The 23,942-nt window shown below is 40.7% G+C and carries 19 protein-coding genes and 1 pseudogene (1 of these 20 cut by a window edge); 9 read left to right on the top strand and 11 right to left on the bottom strand.

Annotated features, from left to right (window positions below; translation table 11 throughout):
- Positions 1–218 carry the 3' end of a DUF4112 domain-containing protein gene (locus tag J5A56_RS06970; protein ID WP_021671295.1) on the top strand. The gene continues 463 nt to the left of window position 1, outside the view, so 218 of the gene's 681 nt are visible here — the last part of the coding sequence; the start codon falls outside the window, past its left edge; its stop codon occupies positions 216–218.
- A 418-nt stretch (positions 219–636) separates the two neighbouring features.
- Positions 637–1,461, top strand: coding sequence for a hypothetical protein (locus tag J5A56_RS06965; protein WP_036919242.1), 825 nt, complete (start codon positions 637–639; stop codon positions 1,459–1,461).
- Between the two features lie 95 nt (positions 1,462–1,556).
- Here J5A56_RS06965 and J5A56_RS06960 read toward each other — a convergent pair whose 3' ends face one another.
- Positions 1,557–2,042 carry a hypothetical protein gene (locus tag J5A56_RS06960; RefSeq protein ID WP_021671297.1) on the bottom strand — a complete coding sequence of 162 codons (486 nt, stop codon included), beginning with the start codon at positions 2,040–2,042 and terminating at the stop codon, positions 1,557–1,559.
- 144 nt (positions 2,043–2,186) lie between these two features.
- Here J5A56_RS06960 and J5A56_RS06955 point away from each other — a divergent pair, with 144 nt between their 5' ends.
- On the top strand, positions 2,187–3,836 hold the full coding sequence (locus J5A56_RS06955) for a glycogen/starch synthase (protein ID WP_036919245.1): 1,650 nt from the start codon (positions 2,187–2,189) through the stop codon (positions 3,834–3,836).
- A 47-nt stretch (positions 3,837–3,883) separates the two neighbouring features.
- On the top strand, positions 3,884–6,442 hold the full coding sequence (gene glgP / locus J5A56_RS06950; RefSeq protein ID WP_021671299.1) for an alpha-glucan family phosphorylase: 2,559 nt from the start codon (positions 3,884–3,886) through the stop codon (positions 6,440–6,442).
- A 171-nt stretch (positions 6,443–6,613) separates the two neighbouring features.
- Here the strand turns inward: glgP and J5A56_RS06945 are convergent, their stop codons facing one another.
- The 8 genes and pseudogenes from J5A56_RS06945 to aroQ form a co-directional block, all read right to left on the bottom strand.
- Positions 6,614–7,210, bottom strand: a complete 597-nt coding sequence (locus J5A56_RS06945) for an HU family DNA-binding protein (RefSeq protein WP_036919258.1) — start codon at positions 7,208–7,210, stop codon at positions 6,614–6,616.
- A 440-nt stretch (positions 7,211–7,650) separates the two neighbouring features.
- Positions 7,651–8,478 (bottom strand): DUF4595 domain-containing protein, encoded by an 828-nt coding sequence (locus J5A56_RS06940; RefSeq protein ID WP_036919248.1) that lies wholly within the window; start codon positions 8,476–8,478, stop codon positions 7,651–7,653.
- A 459-nt stretch (positions 8,479–8,937) separates the two neighbouring features.
- Positions 8,938–9,135, bottom strand: a pseudogene (locus J5A56_RS06930) (DUF3791 domain-containing protein); the annotation flags it as partial.
- Between the two features lie 110 nt (positions 9,136–9,245).
- On the bottom strand, positions 9,246–10,235 hold the full coding sequence (rhuM, locus tag J5A56_RS06925) for a virulence protein RhuM/Fic/DOC family protein (RefSeq protein ID WP_021671304.1): 990 nt from the start codon (positions 10,233–10,235) through the stop codon (positions 9,246–9,248).
- Between the two features lie 43 nt (positions 10,236–10,278).
- Entirely contained in the window at positions 10,279–11,511 is a 1,233-nt protein-coding gene (locus J5A56_RS06920; RefSeq protein ID WP_021671305.1) for an FtsX-like permease family protein, read from the bottom strand.
- A 228-nt stretch (positions 11,512–11,739) separates the two neighbouring features.
- Positions 11,740–12,075 carry a 30S ribosome-binding factor RbfA gene (rbfA, locus tag J5A56_RS06915; protein ID WP_004361056.1) on the bottom strand — a complete coding sequence of 112 codons (336 nt, stop codon included), beginning with the start codon at positions 12,073–12,075 and terminating at the stop codon, positions 11,740–11,742.
- Between the two features lie 589 nt (positions 12,076–12,664).
- Positions 12,665–13,330 carry an O-methyltransferase gene (locus J5A56_RS06910; protein WP_021671307.1) on the bottom strand — a complete coding sequence of 222 codons (666 nt, stop codon included), beginning with the start codon at positions 13,328–13,330 and terminating at the stop codon, positions 12,665–12,667.
- Between the two features lie 32 nt (positions 13,331–13,362).
- Complete coding sequence (gene aroQ / locus J5A56_RS06905) at positions 13,363–13,782, bottom strand: type II 3-dehydroquinate dehydratase (RefSeq protein WP_021671308.1); 420 nt, start codon at positions 13,780–13,782, stop codon at positions 13,363–13,365.
- A 75-nt stretch (positions 13,783–13,857) separates the two neighbouring features.
- On the opposite strand from aroQ, the gene xerA reads away from it, so the two are divergent.
- Both xerA and J5A56_RS06895 read left to right on the top strand, forming a co-directional pair.
- Positions 13,858–14,802, top strand: coding sequence for a site-specific tyrosine recombinase/integron integrase (xerA, locus tag J5A56_RS06900; protein WP_021671309.1), 945 nt, complete (start codon positions 13,858–13,860; stop codon positions 14,800–14,802).
- 113 nt (positions 14,803–14,915) lie between these two features.
- On the top strand, positions 14,916–17,732 hold the full coding sequence (locus tag J5A56_RS06895) for a M16 family metallopeptidase (protein WP_021671310.1): 2,817 nt from the start codon (positions 14,916–14,918) through the stop codon (positions 17,730–17,732).
- 390 nt (positions 17,733–18,122) lie between these two features.
- On the opposite strand, the gene J5A56_RS06890 is transcribed toward J5A56_RS06895, so the two are convergent.
- Together J5A56_RS06890 and J5A56_RS06885 are read right to left on the bottom strand one after the other, a co-directional pair.
- On the bottom strand, positions 18,123–18,719 hold the full coding sequence (locus tag J5A56_RS06890; RefSeq protein ID WP_021671311.1) for a DUF3226 domain-containing protein: 597 nt from the start codon (positions 18,717–18,719) through the stop codon (positions 18,123–18,125).
- The gene (locus J5A56_RS06885) at positions 18,716–19,765 is read right to left on the bottom strand and encodes an AAA family ATPase (protein ID WP_021671312.1); all 1,050 of its coding nucleotides are present in this window, start codon (positions 19,763–19,765) and stop codon (positions 18,716–18,718) included. Before J5A56_RS06885 ends, J5A56_RS06890 begins: the two co-directional genes overlap by 4 nt.
- Positions 19,766–20,866: 1,101 nt before the next feature.
- On the opposite strand from J5A56_RS06885, the gene metK reads away from it, so the two are divergent.
- Genes metK through J5A56_RS06870 form a run of 3 tightly spaced genes read left to right on the top strand, consistent with a single transcriptional unit; the run spans position 20,867 to position 23,863 of the window.
- The gene (gene metK, locus J5A56_RS06880) at positions 20,867–22,159 is read left to right on the top strand and encodes a methionine adenosyltransferase (protein WP_021671313.1); all 1,293 of its coding nucleotides are present in this window, start codon (positions 20,867–20,869) and stop codon (positions 22,157–22,159) included.
- Between the two features lie 6 nt (positions 22,160–22,165).
- Positions 22,166–23,101 carry a DUF4271 domain-containing protein gene (locus tag J5A56_RS06875; RefSeq protein WP_021671314.1) on the top strand — a complete coding sequence of 312 codons (936 nt, stop codon included), beginning with the start codon at positions 22,166–22,168 and terminating at the stop codon, positions 23,099–23,101.
- A 6-nt stretch (positions 23,102–23,107) separates the two neighbouring features.
- Positions 23,108–23,863 carry a uroporphyrinogen-III synthase gene (locus J5A56_RS06870; RefSeq protein WP_021671315.1) on the top strand — a complete coding sequence of 252 codons (756 nt, stop codon included), beginning with the start codon at positions 23,108–23,110 and terminating at the stop codon, positions 23,861–23,863.
- The last annotated feature ends 79 nt before the right edge of the window (positions 23,864–23,942 follow it).

Genomic DNA, 23,942 nt, shown 5'->3' with positions numbered 1-23,942 from the left:
GTAAGGCACACGTTAAGAATTTGAATTTGATAACTCGTTATGTTGAAGGGGATAAGAAAACAATACGCCAGGTAAGGTCGAAAGCTTTATTGACAGGAATTCTTATCCTTGTTCTCTGTATCATTATTTATTTCGTCTTTAGGTTATTGATAGGCGTAACAGAATGGACTTGGAATATTATTCTTACAATCCTTCATGGGTTAATGAATATTCTTTAAATATTTGATTTCAGGCTATGAGTTTTTTATGCTATATAATTATCCTTGCAATGGTAATACGTTTATCATTGTGAGGATTATTTATTATTCTTTAGTTATGCATCGTGTCTTACTCCATTTCTGAATTATTTGACATCGTGTTGAGCCTTGGCACACATGGTGCTTACTATGAACACCATGCGTGCTGAGCATCCGCACGTTGATTGAAGATGGTGTAATAGTATGTTATTGTTGTCATAATACATTGTAAGACACGAATAGCAAAGTTATATTGATAAACTTATCGGACTTCAATAATTAATAGTTATTTAGTTGTTTTCTGTTCAAAAATTACTATCTTTGTAAGTAACTAAATCTATGTAGAAGGATAGTATGATATCCAAATACCATTTATTTTAAAACTATAAAGGATATGTTTATGAAAAAGTTATTTTTGTACCTGCTTGCATTACCATTACTTATATTGTTATTGGCAAGCTGTCATAATGAAGAGGACGACTTTATTGATAAGCCGGATCCGAAGAGTCTTATTATCAAAGGTGTTGCCCGAACTTCAGGAGGACAGCCGTTGTCAAATATAGAAGTGAAGTTGGATTTTAGAGAAGCATCTTTGGTTGCTACTAAGGTACGCCATAAGGCAAAGGCTACGACTGATAAAGATGGTCGTTATATTATGTTTTTCAATTTAAGTGATGAGGAATTTAAGTCGTTGACAACTTTTGTAGGAGATGTTAGTGTCTCATACAATTTACAGCTTACATTAGATTTGACTAAATTAGATGATAATAAGTATCTTTTACCAATAGATGATACTGGGGTGCGTGATCCGAAAGAAAAGAAACTTTTCTACTACGCTTATAGGCCACAAGGAGGCTTACAACTCGGGAGGGTTTATGAGGAGAACATATTTATCCCTTGCAAGCAGCTGGTGAATGTAAGGGTAGAAAGCAATGGCACTATAAACGAAAAGGATAAGTTTGCTGTCAGGAATAGGGTTAAGTATGGTTTGGAAAGTCAGATGCCTGATCAGTTCGATACTGAGGGTGGACTAGTTGATTTTTACAGACCAGTAACATTGAAGAATGCCCATAGTCAACTTATTCAGGTTACTTGTGCCGTAGCAGAGGGAAGTAAGATTGTTTTGTATCGTATTCCAGAAGGAGAATATAATTATAAGACGTTCTCTTCAGAAGTTGAAGTGCCTGTGGCACCGATAGGCGATTTGTTGCTTAGAACTTATTAACTTTATCTTCAGGGGCTGTTTAGTTTAAACTCATCTTTTTGATTGATATAGAAACAAGAATAGGGACTAAGAAATTAGCCCCTATTATCTTTTATCTACTTAACGTAGAATGTTATATCCTTTGGAATTTTCACCCACTTGTTATTGACAACAATCTTCATGGTACTCCCCTCAAGTCGAGTCAGCGTATAAGTACCATCCGAATTGAGTTTTAGTTCGGCTTTTAGGTCTTCACTGCCATAGTCATTGATGATGGTAAGGAGTGCTTTCTTTCCTTTTATCGTAGCATCTGAGATAATCCACTTGCGTGTATCACGAACTGCACCAAAGTATCCTGGCACCTCTCCGAATATCTCTTGTCGTGGCACCGTGATGTTATTATGATAGAAATCAATATCCATCCATACTTGGAACTCATCATTGACGAGATGCGCTTTGAATATGGAGTCATTCGTATGTATAATCTTACCATTTTTAGATGAAGATGTATCAGTCTTCGTAGTGGGTAAGTTGTTTTGGGATAATATATTGGTTGAAAAAGCCAACATAGCCATAATTGTTAGTATAATCTTCTGTTTCATATCTATGAATATTAGTTATTTACAAATTTAGTGATTTTAATTAATTAATACGATGTATTCCTTAAAAATGTGCAGATTAAATTGTTGCTTTCCTTATTTTGTATTACCTTTGTAGCGATATACATCAAATATTTAAAGGAGAAGATGTTGTTTCCAGATTATATTTTTGAGACCAGCTGGGAAGTATGTAATAAGGTCGGAGGAATTTATACGGTACTTTCCACACGCGCAAAGACATTACAAGACAAGATGAAGGACCGAATTATCTTTATTGGTCCTGATTGCTGGCAAGAGACACCGTCCCCATATTTCAAGGAGGATAAGAAGTTGTTTGCTGCTTGGCAGCAGAAAGCAGCCTCCGAGGGATTGTTTATAAAGGTAGGTCGTTGGGAAATTCCTGGAGAACCGATTGCTATACTTGTTGATTTCCAATCTTTTTTTGCTCATAAGGAAGAGTTCTATGGCAAGCTTTGGGAGTATTATCGTGTTGATAGTCTTCATGCTTATGGTGATTATGACGAATCTGCAATGTTTGCTTACGCTACGGCACTTGTCGTAGAGAGTTTCTATAAGTTCTATCTCAGTGATAAAGATAAGGTTGTCTTCCATGCAAACGAATGGCAGACAGGCTTTGCTGCACTTGTGTTGCAACATCGTCAGCCACAGATAGCAACGATCTTTACAACTCATGCAACGGGTATTGGTCGTAGTATTGCGGGCAATAATAAGCCGTTGTACGAATATCTCTGGGCATATGATGGTGACCAGATGGCTTCGGAGTTGAATATGGAGAGCAAGCATTCTATTGAGAAGCAGACTGCTCATCATGTTGATTGCTTCACGACAGTGAGCGATATTACTGCAACAGAGTGTAAAGAGTTGCTGGATAAACCAGTAGATTTAGTTCTTCCAAATGGTTTTGAAAACGACTTTGTACCAAAGGGTGCAACTTTCACAAAGAAGCGTAAGGCGGCACGTAAGCGTTTACTTGATGTAGCCAATGCGCTGACAGGTGACGACATACAGGATGATGCGTTAATCGTATCAACCAGCGGACGATATGAATTCCGTAATAAAGGTATTGATGTATTCATAGAGTCAATGAATCGCCTGCGTTTTGATGAGAACTTAAAGAAGCAGGTAGTAGCTTTCATTGAGGTGCCAGGTTGGGTGGTTGGACCACGTCAGGACCTTATCGAACGTCTTGAGAGTGGAAAACAATTTGATTCTCCATTGGAGAAGCCTGTCCTTACACATTGGCTCCACAATATGGACCATGACAATGTACTGAATATGCTCAGTTCGCTTGGTATGAATAATGCAAAGGGCGATAAGGTAAAAGTTATTTTCATTCCATGTTATCTGACAGGAGATGACGGCATAATGAACATGAGTTATTATGATCTCGTATTGGGAAATGACCTTTGCGTTTATCCGTCTTACTATGAGCCATGGGGTTATACCCCATTAGAGGCAATAGCATTTAAGGTTCCTTGTATTACAACCGACCTTGCTGGTTTCGGCTTATGGGCAAATACAGAGAAAGGAAATGGTAGCGAGATAGAAGACGGTGTTAAGGTATTACACCGTACAGATTATAATTATTCTGAAGTTGCTGATGGTATTAAAGATACCATAGCCCGATACTCTGGCTTTACAAAAACTGAGATGAATAAGTGCCGTTCAAATGCTGAGAAGCTCTCCTGTAAAGCCCTTTGGAGTAAGTTTATCAAATATTATGAGCAGGCTTACGACATAGCATTAAAGAAAGCAGCTGCACGAAATAACAGATAACTGCTTTAATAACGATATAAGAAATAACAGTCAAACTATTACAAGTTATGAAAATTAAATCAGATTATTCCAACGAACCTCAGTGGAAAGAGGTAACTGTAAAGTCAACTCTGCCAAAGGAACTGGCATGTCTTGATGAGCTTGCTCACAATATGTGGTGGGCATGGAATTACGAAGCACGCAACATGTTCAAAGCTCTTGATGAGGTTCTTTATGAAGAGGTTGGACATAATCCTGTCCTGCTCCTTGAGCGTCTTAGCTATGACCGTAAGGAAGCTATCGTAAAGGACAAAAAGTTGATGAAACAGGTAAGTGATGTTTACAAGAAGTTCCGTACTTATATGGATGTAAAGCCAAATAAGAAGCGTGCTTCTGTTGCTTACTTCTGTATGGAGTTCGGTTTAAATCAGGTATTGAAGATTTATTCTGGTGGTCTTGGTATCTTGGCAGGTGATTACATTAAGGAGGCTTCTGACTCAAATGTAGACTTCTGTGCAGTAGGTTTCCTCTATCGTTTCGGTTACTTCACACAGAGTCTTTCAATGGATGGTCAGCAGATTGCTAAGTATGATGCACAGAACTTCAACTCTCTTCCTATTGAGCGCGAGCTTGATGAGAACGGCAATCAGGTAGTTGTTGATGTACCTTACCGCAACTATTTGGTACATGCTCTTGTATGGCGTGTGAACGTTGGACGTATAAAGCTTTACTTGCTCGATACAGACAACGATATGAATTCAGAATTCGATCGACCAATCACTCACTCTCTCTATGGTGGTGACTGGGAGAACCGTTTGAAGCAAGAGATTTTGCTTGGTATTGGTGGTATTCTTACTTTGAAGAAACTCGGTATCAAGAAGGATATCTATCACTGCAATGAAGGTCATGCAGCACTCTGCAACCTCCAGCGTCTTTGCGACTACATTGAGAGTGGCTTGACATTCAATCAGGCTATGGAGCTTGTACGTGCTTCATCACTCTATACCGTTCACACTCCTGTACCAGCAGGTCACGACTACTTCGATGAGGAACTCTTTGGTAAGTATATGGGTGATTATCCTGCAAAGCTCGGTATCTCTTGGGATGAGTTTATCGGTATGGGTCGCACCAATCCAGACGACCACAGTGAACGTTTCTGTATGAGTACTTTCGCTTGTAACACCTGTCAGGAGGTCAATGGTGTATCAAGACTTCATGGTTGGGTAAGCCAGAAGATGTTTGCTCCATTGTGGAAGGGTTATTTCCCAGAAGAGAATGCTGTTGGTTACGTTACCAATGGTGTACACCTTCCAACATGGACAGCAACAGAGTGGCGTAAGGTTTACGATAAATACTTTGATGAGAGTTTCATGGGTGACCAGAGCAACGAGTCTATCTGGCACGCTATCTACAATGTTCCAGATGCAGAAATCTGGGAGACACGTATGGCATTGAAGCAGAAGCTTATCAAGTATATCCGTGATAAGTTCACCAAGCAGTGGCTCCGCAATCAGGGTGATCCAGCTAAGGTGGTTTCTATCCTTGAACGTATCAACCCTAATGCATTAATGATTGGTTTCTGCCGTCGCTTTGCAACTTATAAGCGTGCACACTTGCTCTTCACCGACCTTGAGCGTTTGGAGAAGATTGTTAACAACCCAGAGCGTCCTGTTCTGTTCTTTTTCTCAGGTAAGGCTCACCCAGCTGATGGCGCAGGTCAGGGACTTATCAAGCGTATCTTTGAGATTTCACGTATGCCACAGTTCCTCGGTAAGATTATCTTCCTTGAGGATTACGATATGCAGTTGGCTCGTCGTCTCGTTTCTGGAGTTGATATCTGGATGAACACACCAACTCGTCCACTCGAAGCAAGTGGTACATCTGGTGAGAAGGCAGAAATGAACGGTGTTGTTAACCTCTCAGTACTTGATGGCTGGTGGGTTGAAGGCTACCGCGAGGGAGCTGGATGGGCATTGCCAGAGAAGCGTACCTATCAGAATCAGGGCTATCAGGACCAACTTGATGCAGCTACTATCTATGGTCTTCTCGAGAATGAGATTGCTCCTCTCTACTTCAATAAGGAAAAGGGGAAAGACTATTCAGAAGGATGGGTAAGTGTTGTGAAGAACTCTATCGCAACAATCGCTCCTCACTATACAATGAAGCGTCAGCTTGATGATTACTACGATAAGTTCTATGAGCATGAGGCTCATCGTTCACACCAGTTGGAGAAGAATGATTATCAGCTTGCTAAAGAGATAGCTCTTTGGAAAGAGTCTGTTGCTGAGCGTTGGGACAGCATCTATGTTGTTTCTAAGGACGAAGAGGCATTGCTGGATATCTCTACAGGTCATAAGGTGAAGGTTACTTACACAATCGACGAGCAGGGCTTGAACGATGCAGTAGGTCTTGAATTAGTCTTCTTGAAGAATGCGCCAGTTGATGACGTAAATATCCACAAGGTAATCCCATTCAAGTTGGTGAAGACAGAGGGTAACAACTATACCTTCGAGGCTATCTTCGATGCAACAGAGGCTGGTGCTTACAAGTACGCAGTCCGTATGTATCCTAAGAACAACCTCCTGCCACATCGTCAGGACTTCGCTTATGTGAAGTGGATTGGATAAGAACAGTCTGAATTCTGATACATAATAAAAGCCATTCCTAATGCTGAAAAGTGTTAGGAATGGCTTTTTTGTGTTTATACGCTATTGAGTTTTCTCTGGGAATAATCTATTTTGCAATGATAATGCATCTTTTTTTATTAATACGATTACGGTTCGTTTACAACTTCCCGCTTACATCTTTTTATACATCTTACGATAGCGTGAACCTATGTTGATGATTTTCTTTTCACGTTCTAACTGTGCTACAAGTTTGTAAGCGTTGGTTGTAGAAAGGTTCAGACGGCGACGGAGGTCGTTAACGGTGATTATCGGACTCTCTTCAAACAACTCTTTTAGTGCAGCGTTGACGGCTGATTTTATAGGAAGTGTGGATGTACCGTCTTTGTAGGTTTTGTTTTCAAAATCCATCTTTCCTAACGCTTCGTGAAAATCCTTATCGGGGCGGAACCTGATTTTGCGCACAGCAACATTACGGAGATGGTGACGATGCGTCTTAGGGTCTTCATGTATGTCGCCTTTAAGGGCAAGGGAGAAGAAGCCGATGCCTGGCAGATGAACCGTATTTCCGCTTTTTAGCTCCTCTGCTAATTCTGTTTTTAATGCCGAGATAGTACCGAGAATGTCGGCTGTTGTAAGCGTTGTTGCTTGTTGAATATGCTGACAGATTCTCTCTATTCCAGTGATATCTTTCTTGATAGGTACGATTCTTAGTGCTTTACGTTGTGCGAGTTTACCGCTTGTTCTTAATAGTTTGTAATTTACAGTCATAGCTTTACGTTTGTAATAAGGGTCAATAATCATCTTTTCCGTGAGCCGTTAGTGTGTGAAACGAGTCTCTACAATCACATACTTTTGGCTTAGACAGAATTCTTTTCACGAAAGAAAGAAATTATTTACGTGAAAATAAATATTTCTTTTCATGAAGAAAAATATTTTTTCATGAAAATAATTCGTGATTCATGCTGCAAAGATACTGTTTCAATGGTTGCTTGGCAAGTATAAGCTATGTAGTAATCTGTGTATTTGTGCTTTTTTGCGTGGGTGTAGATTTTGGATGGGTAGGTAAAAGGGTAAAAGAAAAGCTCTCAGACCAGTGAGGGGTATGGTCTGAGAGCTATGGTTTGAAAGTAACCCCCTATTGATTTACTTTCCGAGTGTACTTTATAGAAGGGGGATGATAAATATATGTAATGATATAAAATACTTTTTTACCACACGAACTTGTATTGATGGCTACCACTTGTCATTGATGTTGGGAAGCCATTACTATTGAAAGTCCATGTAAAGTTGGTTTTGTTGCCGCTCTTATCAATAAGCTGTAGAGGCAAGTTCTTAGTTGCTTTTCCAAGCAATCCTGCATAGTAGGCGTATTTCATTGCGCCAATGTCAATACCAAACGTTGTATTGAAGAGCATAATGTTACCCTTGTTCACTATAGGGACTGGGGTTGTATCTGAGGTATAAGCAACTTTATAAGTATCTTTTTTTCTTGTTGTTGTTTGTGAGACGATAGTTTTTGTCTCTATTTCAGAGATGTTGCTATCTTTATAAGTCAAAGTAAATTCTTTGTAGTCATCTGCTGAATGGATTATATTAATTAGTTGGTCATTATCGTTATAAGTGAACCTCCATGTATCTTCCTTTGTATTTTCCTTTTGCTCTATCATGCATCCTCTAACAAAACCGTTGTTGTTCAGATACATTATATAGACTGTTGCTTTCCCATTACGTTCTACTTTCATGAAGACATTTGGGATTACAATAGCACGTGTTTTTGTATTAATGTATTTGAAAGATACCATTTCATCCTTAGTCTTAATACTTGTAACTAATCCTCTTTCATCTGTTTGGATAGTCATACTGTCCACCTCTTTAGGCATGCCATTAGTGAATACCTTTGAAAGGTCAATTGTTACAGGATCTGGCCGGCGATCAATAATCCAGTCATCATCGTTTTTGTTACTGCATGATGAAAAAAAAGATGTTGCACCTATTACTGCTGCAGTAAGAAGTGCGATTGTAAAAGTCTTTTTCATTGTCCTTTTTTGTGTTATAATTAGTAATTGGCACATTCTTGTCAACTCATTGGCTTGTGCTTTTGTTCTCTGTTGCAAATATATAAATTTATTTTTTCAGTGATATGTTTCTATACTATAATTTTATTAGTTTAGGGTGAAAAAGTCAGCAATTAGCTTTATATCATAGCTTCGCTTTGTTCTGTGTTTCTTTTAGAACATTTCCCTTCGATAGTAATCAGTCATTAATTTCTGTTGTAGAAAAGCGTATGAATACCCAGAACTTTGATAATATAATCCTGTTGACTGGTCTTGAATACGGCTGTAAGTGTCAGAGTTATAGAGCATATCAATAGCTTCGGACATAGTACAATGTCTGTCTTTCATCAATATGGCTATAAGTTCTGCACATACATCCTCTTTCATCATATTAATCTGTTCGTTGGTCAGTTCTATGGTTTCTTTAGTTTGCATTTGATATTTTAGTGTACCACCATTCTTCTGACAGATGATAGAAATGTCATGAATAGCATCCTCAAAGGACTGTGTGTGCAGAACATCATAAAAGGACATCAAGTAGTCTATTCCCTTAAAACGCTTAAGGTAATTGTATGCCTGTCGCTGACCAAGATTAAATTTCTTTGCAAACTCTGCTATTAAAGCGACGATGTAGCGTATTTAATTTGTTTCCTCTCTTGACATATTTTGTTCATTATATTCACGACAAATATATGAATTATTTTCCGAAATACTACTATCTGTCTACGAAAAGTTTATAGCAATGCGGGTTAATTGGCTTGGTTGATAAGGTTCACCACCACCTTTACCATTATATCCTTTTCCTCTGTTTTGCTCTCAGCAATCATTAGGGTGAGGGCAACGAGTGTGTTGTCAGCAATTCGTTTGGTACCATCAGGACGATAGAGGATAGCGTTGTTGTTCATAAACCATAGGAATAGCGTTGCTGCAATGCGTTTGTTGCCATCGCTGAACGAGTGGTTTTTGGTGACAAGATAGAGAAGCATAGCCGCTTTCTCCTCCACACTCGGATATAGTTCCGTGCCATCAAAAGTCTGATAGATTTGTCCGATAGAACTTTTGAAGGACTCATCCTTCTCATTACCAAAGAGTACAGAACCACCAAACTTCTGTCGAAGAACATCTATTTCGTGCATAGCATTCTCGTATGTGGCATGGAAGGGTTCTTCTTTGGTGGTCTTAGCGATATGGAGTCGTTGGTAATCATAGTTATCAAGTATGTCGAGTGCGTAGGTATAGTCTACCACAACATCAAAGAGCGCATTGCTTTCGTCCGTCGTCTTTGCAGGTTGTTGCTGAATGGCTCTGCCTAAGACCTGTATGAGTTGGCGCAGTTCAGCAATCTGATGTTTGCGAATGTCCTCATTGATAGCATAGCCTTTGACAAGATATTGCTTAAGAACAGAGTTTGCCCATTGGCGGAAACGAGTAGCATTCTTGCTGTTCACGCGATAACCTACAGAAAGGATAGCATCTAAGTTATAATATTTCGTATTGTAACTTTGTCTACCATCGTTACCCATGTGTTCCAAAATGGAACATGTGCTTTCTTCGGTTAATTCCTCTGAAGTATAAATATTCTTTAAGTGCTTTGATATGGCTGGTCTCTTTGTACCAAATAGTTCAGCTATTTGTTTCTGTGTTAGCCATACGGTTTCCTTTTCCAGCTTTACGTCAAGCTGTGTTTTACCATCTTCACTTTGATAGATGATAATTTTGTCGTTTAAGGTTTCAGTCATGTTGTTTAGGTTTATAGTTGTTTATAATATAGAAGGGCTTATCTTAATCCCTCGTCAGTTTGCGGCTCATATAGTGCACTGGATACCATACGGAAAGCCAGCCGACAAGGATTACCGTGAGGAAGATAGTGATGATATCTTCGGGATGAACACTGATAGGATAGGCGTTAACAACGAAGTTTCCAGCCTGATCACCGAGCTGTACAAGACCGTATGTCTGTTGCAACCAGCAGAGTAATAAACCGAGCGTAATACCGATGATAGCACCAGCTGCTGATATCATTCGACCTTCAAAGAGGAAGATACGACGTATCTGTCCGTCAGTAGCACCGAGGTTGCGAAGCGTAATAACATCATTCTTCTTATCGATGATGAGCATAGATAGCGAACCAATGATGTTAAAGCACGCCACCATAAGGATAAACGTGAGGAAGACGTAGGCAAAGAGTTTCTCAATGCGCATGATATTAAACGTGTCAGCTTGCTGTTCATAGCGGTCTAACACCTTGTATTTGTCGCCAAGAAGGGTTTGTATTTCGTCCTTTGCTTTGTCTATATTGACACCCAGTTTCATGCGCAACTCAAGCGAAGTAATCTCTCCTTGTCGGTTAAAGATACGACGTGCAAAGTCGAGAGAGGTAATGATATAACCCTTGTCATACTTCATCTGCTTTACTTGGAAGAGTACTCCCGGAGATATCAACGAGTCTTTTACGAAGGCATCTGTTGGATTAGAAGCATCATACTGTCCTTCACGTTGGGGTGCATAGATGTGTAAGTAGTCTGGCCATGCAACCCCAGTGCCGAGGTCTTGTGCCAATCTAATACCAAGAACGCCATATTGCAGGTTGGCAGTATGAAGTCTGAAATCGCCTTCACCATATAGAATATTGCTGATATGTGTCAGGGAGTCGAAGTTATCTTCCACTCCCTTCACGTTCACCATCGCCTGTTTGTCATGATAGACAGCCAATGCTTGGTCCTCTACACATTCTGTAGCCACCTCTACTGAAGGTAGTTTTTTAACCTTTAAAAGTAAAGGGTCGTTAGCCGACATAGTCTTACCCTTTGCTGCTTCAATCTTAATTTGTGGATCGAAGTTGGTGAAGAAGGATGCAACAAGGTCGGAGAAACCATTGAATCCACTTAATACAACGACCAATGCCATTGTTGCGACAGACACACCGAGTACGGAGATGAGGCTGATAACGTTAATAGCATGTGTACTCTTCTTTGAGAAGAGGTAACGGCGGGCAATGTAAAAAGGGAAGTTCATGATGGATGTTGGGTGTTGAATGTTGGGTGATGATGTGTTGGGTGTTAGGTGTTAAGTGATGGGTGTGTAGGGTGTTAGGTGTTGAATGTTGGGTGTTGATGAATTGATAAATGGGGTGGTGAGTTTCTGAATAGGCATTGGTACCTATCTACTAATCGTTAACACCAACCTCTTAATACTTATCAACAATTCATCAACACCCAACATTCAACACCCATCACCCACCTCCTACTTCTTTAGTAACTCATCAATGCGCTCCAAGTAGTCGAGGGAGTCGTCAATGAAGAAGCGAAGCTCAGGGATGATGCGCAGCTGGTTATGCACACGCTGACCTAAGTCGTAGCGGATAGTCTTCTCATTGGCATTGATGTTTTTCAGTATTTCGTCTCCCTTTTCAGATGGGAAGATACTGAGGTAGGCGGTACAGATACTGAGATCTGGGCTCACCTTTACACGCGTTACACTAACCAAAACACCATGCATCATACGTGTCTGTGTCTGGAAAATACTTGCTAACTCCTTCTGAAGTAGGCGTGATATGCGGTTTTGTCTTGTCTCTTGCATTGTCTTATCTATTATTGTTTTATCCTGCAAAGGTACTGAAAGTTTGAAAAACCCACAAACTTTTATGTTAGGTGTTGGATGTTGGGTGGTGGATAATGGGTGTTGGGTGGTGATGAAATGTGATGGTGGGTGATGGGTGATGGGTGTTAGGTGGTGATGAAATGTGATGGTGGGTGATAGGTGTTGGGTGTTAGGTGGTGATGAAATGTGATGTTGGGTGTTGGATAATGGGTGTTGGGTGGTGATGAAATGTGATGTTGGGTGTTGGATAATGGGTGTTGGGTGGTGATGAAATGTGATGTTGGGTGATGGGTGTTGGGTGTTAGGTGGTGATGAAATGCGGATGTTCGGGGATAAAAGTTGGGCTTTTTAATGTTTGGTATTGATGCTCCGCACATGTTGTGCGAACGCCCCGCACGTGTGGTGCGGATGGTAAGCACCAGTGATGTTGAGGGCTAACCACATTGCTATCGGTTATGAAACCAAATGCAACGAATGGATAATAAACTCGTTATAGTTATCCCTTTGCGGTAATCACTCCCCTCTCCCGTTGGAGAGGGGTTGGGGGGTGAGGCTTTTTGTGTAGCTTTTATTTCTTCCTAATCAGCGTCAGTCCATCGCGTAGTGGGAGGATAACCTTCTCGATTCTGTCGTCTTTGGCAATGAAATCATTGAAATGTCGGATGCCAATTGTTTGTTGGTCGTGGTCGTAGGCAGGATCAATGACGTGCCAATCCCACAGCGTGTTGTCAGCGAGGATATAGCCACCAGAACGGATGATGGGCAGCAACTTCTCATATACCTCTGTATAGTATCGTTTGTCACCATCAACGAAAGCCATGTCAAACATAATCCCCAACTTTGGAGCCTCTTCTGCAGCATCACCGATACGGAAGTCAATCTTGTCGGCAACTGGTGATCCTTCAATCCATGGACGGGTGAAATCTTCCATCTCGTCATTGATTTCAAAGGTATAGAGTTTACCATCTTCCTCCAATCCCTCTGCCATACAGATAGCCGAATAGCCACTGAAAGTACCCACCTCGAGGATATTCTTAGGGCGTATCATCTGTACAAGCATCTTCAAGAGACGACCTTGTAGGTGTCCGCTTGCCATACGTCCGTGAATAGTATGAATATTTGTCGCACGATAAAGACGATAAAGATAATCGCCTTCTGGATCAATATGAGATGCAAGATAGGCGTCGCAGCCCGCCTCGTCGGTGAGAGAAGTATAGGTGTTGGTTGTTGGCATGGGTGATGATAGTGATGATGTGCGTTGAAAGGTTATAGGAGCGACAAAGCCTCTATAGCCAATCTGTAGCTGTTAAGACCAAAGCCCTGAATAGTTCCCTTGCAGGCTGGGGCAATCATAGAGTGGCGACGGAAGTCCTCGCGGTCTTTAATATTGCTGATATGTACTTCAATCACTGGCGTTTGCAGGGAACGGATACAATCCAAAAGCGCAATACTTGTATGCGTATAAGCCCCCGCATTGAGGATAATACCATCATACGAGAATCCAGTCTCCTGTAGTTTGTTGATGAGTTCGCCCTCAACATTACTTTGGTAATAGTCGATGGTGCTGTTAGGATAGCTCTCTCGCAGCTGTGAAAGGAAGGTGTCCATAGACAGACTACCGTATATTTCAGGTTCACGCACCCCTAAGAGGTTCAAGTTGGGACCATTAATAATGATTACTTTCATATCTCTTTCTTCTCAAATATCGTTTTTTGATGTATCTTTGCATATAAATTGCAGTATGCAAAAATAAGAAATTAAATGGAAACAGACAAGAATTCAAAGGATATTGTCAGCCGTTACCGCCGTTATCTGAAGTTAGAGAAAGGCTATTCGGCTAATACGCTCGATGCTTATATGCGTGATGTGGATAAGCTCTATCGCTATCTTGCTGTGGAACAGGTTAATGTCTTGGATGTGAAGTTAGAAGACTTGGAACACTTTGCAGCCTTTATCTCTGATCTTGGCATTGGTCCTCGCTCGTTGGCTCGTATTCTTAGTGGCGTGCGACAGTTCTATCGTTTCCTCGTTATTGATGGTTATTTGGAAGTAGACCCGACTGAGTTGTTAGAGTCACCAAAGCAACCTGACCACTTACCAGAGGTTCTTTCCACTGCAGAAGTTGACCTTTTAGAGCAAGCGATAGACCTATCAAAATGGGAAGGACACCGCAACCGTGCCATTATTGAGGTCTTGTTCTCTTGTGGGCTGCGTGTATCAGAACTCACAAACCTAAAACTTTCTAACCTATATGTTGAAGAACAGTATATCCGAGTGATGGGTAAAGGTTCGAAGGAACGCTTGGTTCCTATCTCACCGCGTGCCTTAGACGAGCTAAACTATTGGTTTGCCGATCGTAATGTGATGAAAATAAAGCCCGGAGAGGAGGACTATGTCTTCCTAAATCGCCGTGGGCACCATCTTACTCGTACGATGATTCTTATTATGATAAAGCGTTATGCGCTTGATGCTGGCATCAAGAAAACCATCTCTCCGCATACTCTTCGTCACTCTTTTGCCACTTCCTTACTTGAAGGAGGTGCCGATTTGCGTGCTATTCAGGCAATGTTGGGACACGAAAGTATTGGAACAACAGAGATTTATACGCATATTGACACTTCCACACTACGACAGGAAATTCTTGAACATCACCCCCGTAATATCCAGTATAACGAACGCCAGCAAATGGATTTGTTGACAGAATAATCTTGATTGATACTTTGTTAAGATATAAAAAATAAAAAAATCGGATTGCGTAACGGATTTTTATGTATCTTTGTGCCATAAAACTAATATTAAAATAACAAACAACGTTTAAGATGAAAATCAAACATTTATTCTTAATCGTCTTACTCTTTGTCACTGGTATGGCCTCTGCACAGCAGATGGGACCTATCCCTGTGAATAAGAACGTAAGACAAGGTAAGCTCAGCAATGGCTTAACTTACTACATCCTTCACAATGAATGGCCAGAGCGCGTAGTCAATTTTTACATTGCGCAGCGTGTTGGTTCTATTCAAGAGAATGATAACCAGCGTGGTTTGGCTCATTTCCTTGAGCACATGGCATTCAATGGTTCAGAGCATTTCCCTGACTCAACGCTCCTCGAATTCACCCGTTCACTCGGTGTGGAGTTCGGTAGCAACTTGAATGCTTACACCAGTATCGACCAGACTGTCTATCGTATCTGTGACGTTCCAACAACTCGTCAGACAGCACTCGACTCTTGTCTGTTGATTCTCAAGGACTGGTCAAACGGTCTTGTACTTGCTGACAAGGAGATTGACAAGGAACGTGGCGTTATTCATCAGGAGTGGCAGTTGCGCCGTACACCAGTGATGCGAATCTATGATGACGTTTTGCCTAAGTTCTATCCTAACTCAAAGTATGGTCATCGTATGCCAATCGGTTTGATGAGCATTGTTGACAAGTTTCCTTATCAGGACCTCCGCGACTACTATAAGAAGTGGTATCGTCCAGACAATCAGTGTATCATCGTTGTTGGTGATATTGATGTAGACCACACAGAGAATGAGATTAAGAAGCTTTGGGCTAACGCTACTGTTCCAGCAAATGCTGCACAAGTAGTTGAAGAGGCTGTGCCAGACACTAAGGACGCTATCTACGTGTTTGGTAAGGATAAGGAGATGCCTTACAGTCAGGTTGGTTTCAGTATGAAGCATGACGCCTTCCCTGACGCACAGAAGGGCGATATGTACTACTATGTAGACTCTTATGCAAAGAACATCATCACTATGATGCTCAATCAGCGTCTCTCTGAGTTGGCTCAGAAGGCTGACTGTCCTTTCACTGGTGCTTATTCTTACGATGGTGATTACATGCTTTCAAAGCCAAAGGCAGCCTTCAATATGGCAGCAGATGCTAAGGAAGGCAAGGACCTCGAAGCGCTTGCAGCTATCTATCGTGAGGCACAGCGTGTTCGTCAGTATGGCTTTACAGCAGGCGAATACGACCGTATGAAGGCTGAATACCTCTCTCAAATTGAGTCAGCTTACGTCAACCGCAACAAGGTGAAGAACGCACAGTATGGCGATGAGCTTCGTGATCACTATCTTGCTAATGAGCCAATCCCAAGCAAGGAGGATGATTATCAGATTATGAAGCAGCTGATTGAGATGCCAGCATTGAACGTTGATGTTATCAATAAGTATGCACAGGAACTCATCACTGATAAAGACAGCAACTTTGTGGCTTACGTATTCGCACAGGAGAAGGCTGGTGCTACCTACCCAACAGAGGCTCAGATGGCACAGACAATCAACGCTGTACGTGCTGAAAAGATTGAACCATATGTTGACAACGTAAAGCAGGAGCCACTGCTCGATGAGAAGAAACTCCCTAAGGCTGGTAAGATTGTAGGCGAGAAGGAAAACAAGGTGCTTGGTTATAAGGAGTTGACACTCAGCAATGGTGCACGTGTCATTCTGAAGAAGACCGACTTCAAGGATAATGAAATTCAGTTCCAAGCTTCAGCTAAGGGCGGTAAGGGACTCTATGGTAAGGCTGATTTCAGCAACTTACAGCTCTTTGATGCTGTCCTCGGTTACAGTGGTTTGGGTAATTTCTCACGTCAGGAATTGCAGAAGGCAATCTCTGGTAAGCAGGCTTCAATGGGCTGCAGCATGTCAAACTACTATCAGACAGTAGCTGGTTCATGTGTTCCAAAGGACATTGAGACGATGATGCAGTTGCTTTACCTCAACTTTACCAATATTGCTAAGGACGAAGATTCTTACAAGGCATTGATGGCACAAATGGAGTTGGCACTGAAGAACAAGGACCTCTCACCTGAGAGCGTATTCGGTGATTCGCTCAGTTTGACTATTTATGGTCACGAAGCACGTTTCGCTCCAATGACATTGAACACATTGAAGAACGTTAATTATGACCGTATCTTACAGATTTGGAAGGAGCGTTTTGCTAATCCTGGTCAGTTTGTTTACTACTTCGTAGGTAACTTTGATGAGGCTACAATCCGCCCATTGATTGAGAAGTACATTGCATCTCTGCCACAGGGCAAGGCTGAGAACTGGAAGGATGTTCCAAGCTATGTGAATGGTAAGGTCGTTAGTAAGTTCACAAATAAATCTGAAACACCAAAGGCGATTGCCTTCGAGATGTGGCATGCGCCAATGACTTACACGCTTGAGAACGACGTTCTTACTGATGCTGCAGCTCAGGTGCTCTCAATGGTTTACTTGAAGAGCATTCGTGAAGATGCCAGCGCAGCTTATTCTGTAAGCGCAAGCGGCAGGTTACGCCGTTTTGGTAACAAGGCTGTCGCTATTGTTCAGAGCTACTGTCCGATGGATCCAGAGAAGGCTGAGCTTGCTGTTAAGCTCCTTGCTGAGGGTATGAATGACAACACTGTCAAGATGGATGCCGACAAGGTTCAGAAAGTTAAGGACTTGATGCTGAAGAATGCAGACCTTGCTGCTAAGAATAATGGCGCATGGATGAGTGTTCTCTATACTTATATTATGACAGGTGTAGACTTCCATACTAACTACAAAAAGACCATTGAGGCTATCACTCCAGCTAAGCTTGCTGCTCACTTGAAGCAAATCTTGGCAGCTGGTAACCATGCCGAGGTGATTATGACACCAGCAAAATAGTACGTATTCTGTGTATGAAAAAGGATTTTTATGGGTCCTTTTTCATACAATAAACTACCAATTGCGAATTATTTTCATGAAAATAAATATTTTTTCTCGTGAAAATAAATATTTCTTTTCATGTAAATAAATCTTTTTCTTCATGAAAATAATTCGCAGATATCCTCCTATCAATGTATAGAGCTCTTAAAAAGATATCAATATATAAAATTTATATCACAAGGAAAATACGGCAGAGTTGAGGCAATAGCGGATTATAAAACATACATATAACTAATCATATCCAGTATGATTACTAAATGATTGGTAATCATCCAAGAACACTCCGGCTTGCTATCCAGCATATAAAAACGCAGACCTTACTTTTACGACTCGCTCAATTTAGCACTATTACTTTGAACAGTGTTGCTGAAGAAACTCTTTCAAGGGCTTCAAATAATCCGATTCAAGGTTCCAATACTCTGCATTATCAAACATCCATTCACCATTACCTAATTTCCTGCGCTTTGAGTTTGTCATTTTCATCGCACTAATGTAGGTAAAAATCTTCCCTTTCAAATTAGGATGAACATAATCGTTTCCCAGACAATTCTCATAATCAGTATAACAATCAAGCATCTTCGCATGCTTTGTCTTCTGCATTAGATGTTCTAACAAAGTCTCAAAATCACCATCCTCATCATTATTGGGAAACAAGAATAGCTCTGCCTGAGTATTATTTTCATCTAATATCTTCTCTATTTCCTCCCGCCTTGTATAGTATCCTCCATTGTTGCCAGGAGAGTCAGCATCAAATATGATAATGACCTTTCCATCTTCTGCACACCTTGCCTTTATCGTAGGAATCACATTTATCAGATTCTTATAGCCATTTACAAATTCAACTTTATTAGAAGACATGTTATAGCCTAAATTCTCTATGAGTGTCTTGATAAAGACAGCTTCAGATGTAGCAGGCTTTCCTGTTTCAAGAAAAATATATGTCATCGTATCTCAAGTTCTTGTTTGATAGAATAGTCAAAAGCCTCATAATCGTATCTGAAACTCTGCAGGTTACCATCAGTGTTATTCACCAGTTTGTGAGCTGCAACGAGGTTTCTGAACAGAGCATTTTCATCTTCTTCAAGTACCTTTGACAATCCTCTCAGAGAATCAATGTTATGACTGGTGACAAAAACCTGCGTATTATTAGCCTTCGCAGCTGTAAGCAAAGCCTTCCACAGCAGAGGCATTGTTGTATAATGAAAGCCATTATCAATCTCGTCAATCATCAAAACACCATCCTTACAACTATAGACAGATAAGATGATTGAGATAAGTTTTCGCATACCATCACCCATAACATTTACGGGCAGCCGATGTGATAAGCCAATATCAACAAGGAGTTCCGTGTCTACCAGCTGCATATCAATAATACGTGGGTCAAGAACCTTCAGTATGGCTACTATCTCATTTTCCTTCTTTTCCTTTACAATCTGTGCAAATCTTTCATTTACAGGCACGCTCATATAGGAGGCAGGGATATACATTGCTTTCAGCTCTTCCTCGTAACGCTTATCCCGCCTAATACGGTTGTTTTCTGTATCATCCCCCTCTATTATAAACTCAGAATGATATGTAGTCTTCTCTTCTCCATACTTATACGCCAACTTCAATCCATAATACTTCTGTACGTTATCAGAGTTACCCGATGCTAAAGACTCAAGCGAGATATTATTGCTTACAGACTGAATGGGAGATATAACCAGTGAACGGTTATATGAACCTTTTGCAAAAAGCTCTATCAGATTATTGGTATCAAGATTATAAAAGTCCAACAACAGGTCGCCAAACGCATGCTTGTTATAATTCCTAAGCATATTAATTGATACGGGCAGGAGCGGATTTGAAAACCCTGAAATCAGGAAAACAGCCTCAAGAACAGAAGACTTGCCACAATTATTCTTACCAAACAAGAGATTCACTTGATTGATTCCCTTTATCTCGGCATTCCTGATTCCCCTAAAATGCTTAATGGATATTTCTTCAAACATGATTTCAGCTTCATTAGTATGTCTGCAAAAGTAATGCAAAAAACTGTTCTCGTTTTATAGAGTACAGTTTATTTACTACAAAAGTATTGATTTTTTTTGGAATTCAGCAATTGAATATTATAGAAAAAGGTGATTACAGACTGCTTTAACATTCTTTGGCTATCTAGCAGACATAAAAGGAAAGGTGTGCTCGCGATAAGGAAATTCCTTATCAATATATCACAGCAATTCTCTCAAATGAAGAATAGCAGAACAATAGAAGATGGTTTTGTATTATGGCAGATCTAAAATAAGAAACATAGTCCGTTATTCCCCATTTTTTATGACAGCCTTTCTAGATTCTCTTCCGTACTTAAAACCATACTATCAGTCTTTTCGTCGCCATCAACAGGTGGAGGAAAACCTCCCAGCACACAACAGTTCTTATCCCTTAATTCGGAAGTGTAAAACTTTGTGAGAAATCCAAGTGCTCAAGGAACAAAGTGCTCAAAACACTTGGATATAATCCAGAAAATGTCCTCCTATCAATGTATAGAGTCCAAAAGATATCTCAATACATAAAATTGTCTCACAAGAAAAAGCTATGACGTTGAAGGTTCATATTCACTATTTGACTCAAATCATAGGATATTATTAAAAAGGAAGTTATTGGTCTCTATTGCTTGTCATTATATACGAACAGTATTTGCTAAGCAAATTAGACAATGGTAAATCCCCTCTTTCGTATCGTTCTGCATCAAGCTTTATAATTCTATTGCATTAATATGATGCTAATTTATATCTGTGCGACGATTATGGCTTATATCGTCGCAAATTATGCGACAATAAAACTAAAATAGCTCTGAAATACCTATTAACTTCTCAAATAAAGCAAATTTTGCAAGGGTAACCTTAGATTGTATTTTTATCATCATCCATCATTTAACACCTAATATCTACTGTTCATTATCACCCATCATTCATCACCCACCACCCACTATCTATCACCCAATAATGTATAAATCTTACTTATTTATTTTGTTATCCCGCTAAGTTGCAGTAACTTTGCACTCTTAAACAGAGAGTTAGTAGTAAATACAAACATAAAAAGTAGATAAATATATGGCATATTTGTTTTCATCGGAATCAGTATCTGAGGGACACCCAGATAAGGTTGCCGACCAGATAAGCGACGCATTGCTCGACCAGTTCTTGGCATACGACGAGGATGCACGTTGCGCTATAGAAACCTTTAATACTACAGGTCAGGTAGTGATTATGGGTGAGGTAAAGTCAAAGGAATACGTTGATCTCCAGACAATTGCTCGTAAAACAATTAACAAAATCGGTTATACAAAGGCCGAATATCAGTTTGATGGCAATAGCTGCGGTGTTCTTTCTGCTATTCATGAGCAGAGTGATGATATCAATCGTGGCGTTGACAATGGTGATGCCGAGAACCAGGGAGCTGGTGATCAGGGTATGATGTTTGGTTATGCTTGTAACGAGACAGATAATTATATGCCTGTGACACTCGATTTGGCACACCTCCTTATGACCACATTGGCTGACATCCGCAAGGAAGGTAAGCAGATGACTTATCTCCGTCCAGACTCTAAGAGTCAGGTGACAGTGGAGTATAGCGATGACAATATCCCACAGCGAATTGACACTATCGTCGTTTCAACACAGCACGACGACTTTATCAAGCCTGCTGACGACTCACGTGAGGCACAGTTGAAGGCTGATAAAGAGATGGTAGAGCAGATTCGTAAGGATGTACTTGAGATTCTTATGCCACGTGTAAAGGCACAGATAACATCGGAGAAAGTACTTGCCTTGTTCAACGACAATATCAAGTATCTTGTCAATCCAACGGGTAAGTTCGTGATTGGTGGTCCTCATGGTGATACTGGTTTGACTGGTCGTAAGATTATCGTTGATACTTACGGCGGTAAGGGTGGTCACGGTGGTGGTGCCTTCTCTGGTAAGGATTCAAGTAAGGTAGACCGTTCTGCAGCCTATGCAGCACGCTATATTGCTAAGAATATGGTGGCAGCTGGTGTGAGTGATGAGATTCTCGTACAGTTGGCTTATGCTATTGGTGTTGCCGAGCCTGTTAGCGTTTATGTGAATACCTATGGTCGTTCACATGTGAAGGCTACTGATGGTGAGATAGCTGAGATGGTAAAGAAACTGTTTGATCTTCGTCCAAAGGCTATTGAGAAGATACTGAAACTTCGTCAGCCAATGTATTTAGAGACAGCTGCTTATGGTCATATGGGGCGTCAGAATGAGGTTGTTAAGAAGACCTTCGAAAGCCGTTATCATGAGAAAAAGACAGTTGATGTTGAACTTTTCACTTGGGAAAAGCTCGATCGAGTAGAGGATATTAAAAAGACATTCGGACTCTAATAGATAATGCCGACAACTGATTCCATTGTTCGCCCTTCTCTGCTGTTGAAGTCAACATTGGCAGCAGGGCATAAGGCGAATGTCGATTCTGTGGGTAAGGCGGGTCAGAAAACTGACTCGTCCATCTTATTGCGCTCAAAAAAACAGAAGACGTTTCAGCTGACGGACTTTAAATTTGCAGAAGAAGGATACTTCAAAGGGAATAAGTATTTCAAGTTGGGGCGTGGTAACGGCCATTCTGATGGTGTGTCGGGTGTTCCTGCTCCTTATGCAGTAAGTAATGATAATGTTATTGCTGCAATACTCTTGGGGTGTTTTGTGATGTCAATGGTGGCGTTTTCCCTTTCAAGGAACTTCATAGAACGACAGATAAAGAGTTTCTTTCGCGTTAGCCGTAGTAAGGAGTCGGTAGTTGAAGCAAATGAGGAAGTGAGCTATCAAACAATCCTGATAGCACAAACTTCCTTGTTAGGAAGTATTCTCTATTATTTCTTTATGCGTGACTTGGGGGGCGGAAGACTCTCAAATGGCTCACAACTTGGTGCGATAGGATGCTTTTTTGGCATTCTTATCGCTTATTTCCTATTTAAGTATCTGGTCTATGGATTCGTAAACTGGGTGTTCTTTGATAGGAAAAATAATGGACAATGGAGGCGAACACAGGTGTTTCTTTCCTCTTTGGAAGGAGTCTTATTATTCCCGATAGTACTCTTGCAGGTTTACTTCTCTTTGTCACTCCATGCAGCATTGATTTATATACTATTTGTTATATTATTTATCAAAATGCTTGCTTTTTATAAGAGTTATACCATCTTTTTTAAGAGAATGGGGGGCAGTCTGCAAATAATTTTGTACTTTTGTGCGCTCGAATTGATGCCGCTGATGGTATTGTGGGGCGTTTTGTTCATTACAGATAACTATTTGATTATAAAAAACTTTTAGGACACGATGATAAAAAAGATCTTAGTTTCACAGCCAAAGCCGTCAAGCGATAAGTCGCCTTATTACGACATAGCAGAAGACTTAGGAGTGGAACTGGTTTTCAGACCTTTCTTTAAGGTAGAAGGACTCTCAGCGAAAGAGTTCCGTCAGCAGAAGATAAACCTGTTGGATTATACCGCAGTGGTATTTACCTCTCGTCATGCTGTAGACAATTACTTCAATCTTGCTAAAGAAATGCGCGTTACTATCCCAGAAGATATGAAGTATTTCTGTGTGATTGAAACGATTGCTCTCTATATCCAGAAGTATGTGCAGTATCGTAAGCGTAAGGTGTTCTTTGGTAATACGGGAAAGATTGATAGTCTTATCCCTACAATGACAAAACATAAGACTGAGAAGTACCTCGTTCCACAGAGTTCTGTACATACGGATGCTTTAACCGAGTTGTTGGATGCAAATAAGCTCAAGCACAAGGAATGTGTGATGTATCGCACAGTGAGCAATGGCTTGACAGAGGAAGAGGTGAAGAACTTTGATTATGATATGCTTGTATTCTTTAGCCCAACAGGAGTTAAGGCTTTGAAGGAGAATATTCCTAACTTCGAGCAAGGGGATATCAAGATAGCAGCCTTTGGTCCTGCTACAGCAAAGGAAGTTGAGGCACAAGGATTAAGACTTGACCTTCAGGCTCCATCTCAGGAGTATCCTTCTATGACAGGTGCATTGCGTGCTTTCTTGGAGAAAGAGAAGAAGAATAAATAGAATAACGGCTTCTGCCTCATCTGAAAGGATGGGGAAGGAGCCGACATCAGTACCGGACATACGGTAAATAAAGGCTGAT

This window comes from Prevotella melaninogenica, from assembly GCF_018128065.1.
In the GTDB taxonomy this organism is placed as follows: domain Bacteria; phylum Bacteroidota; class Bacteroidia; order Bacteroidales; family Bacteroidaceae; genus Prevotella.
Note: the sequence above shows the minus strand (reverse complement) of the source record. Positions and strands in the feature narration are given on the sequence as shown.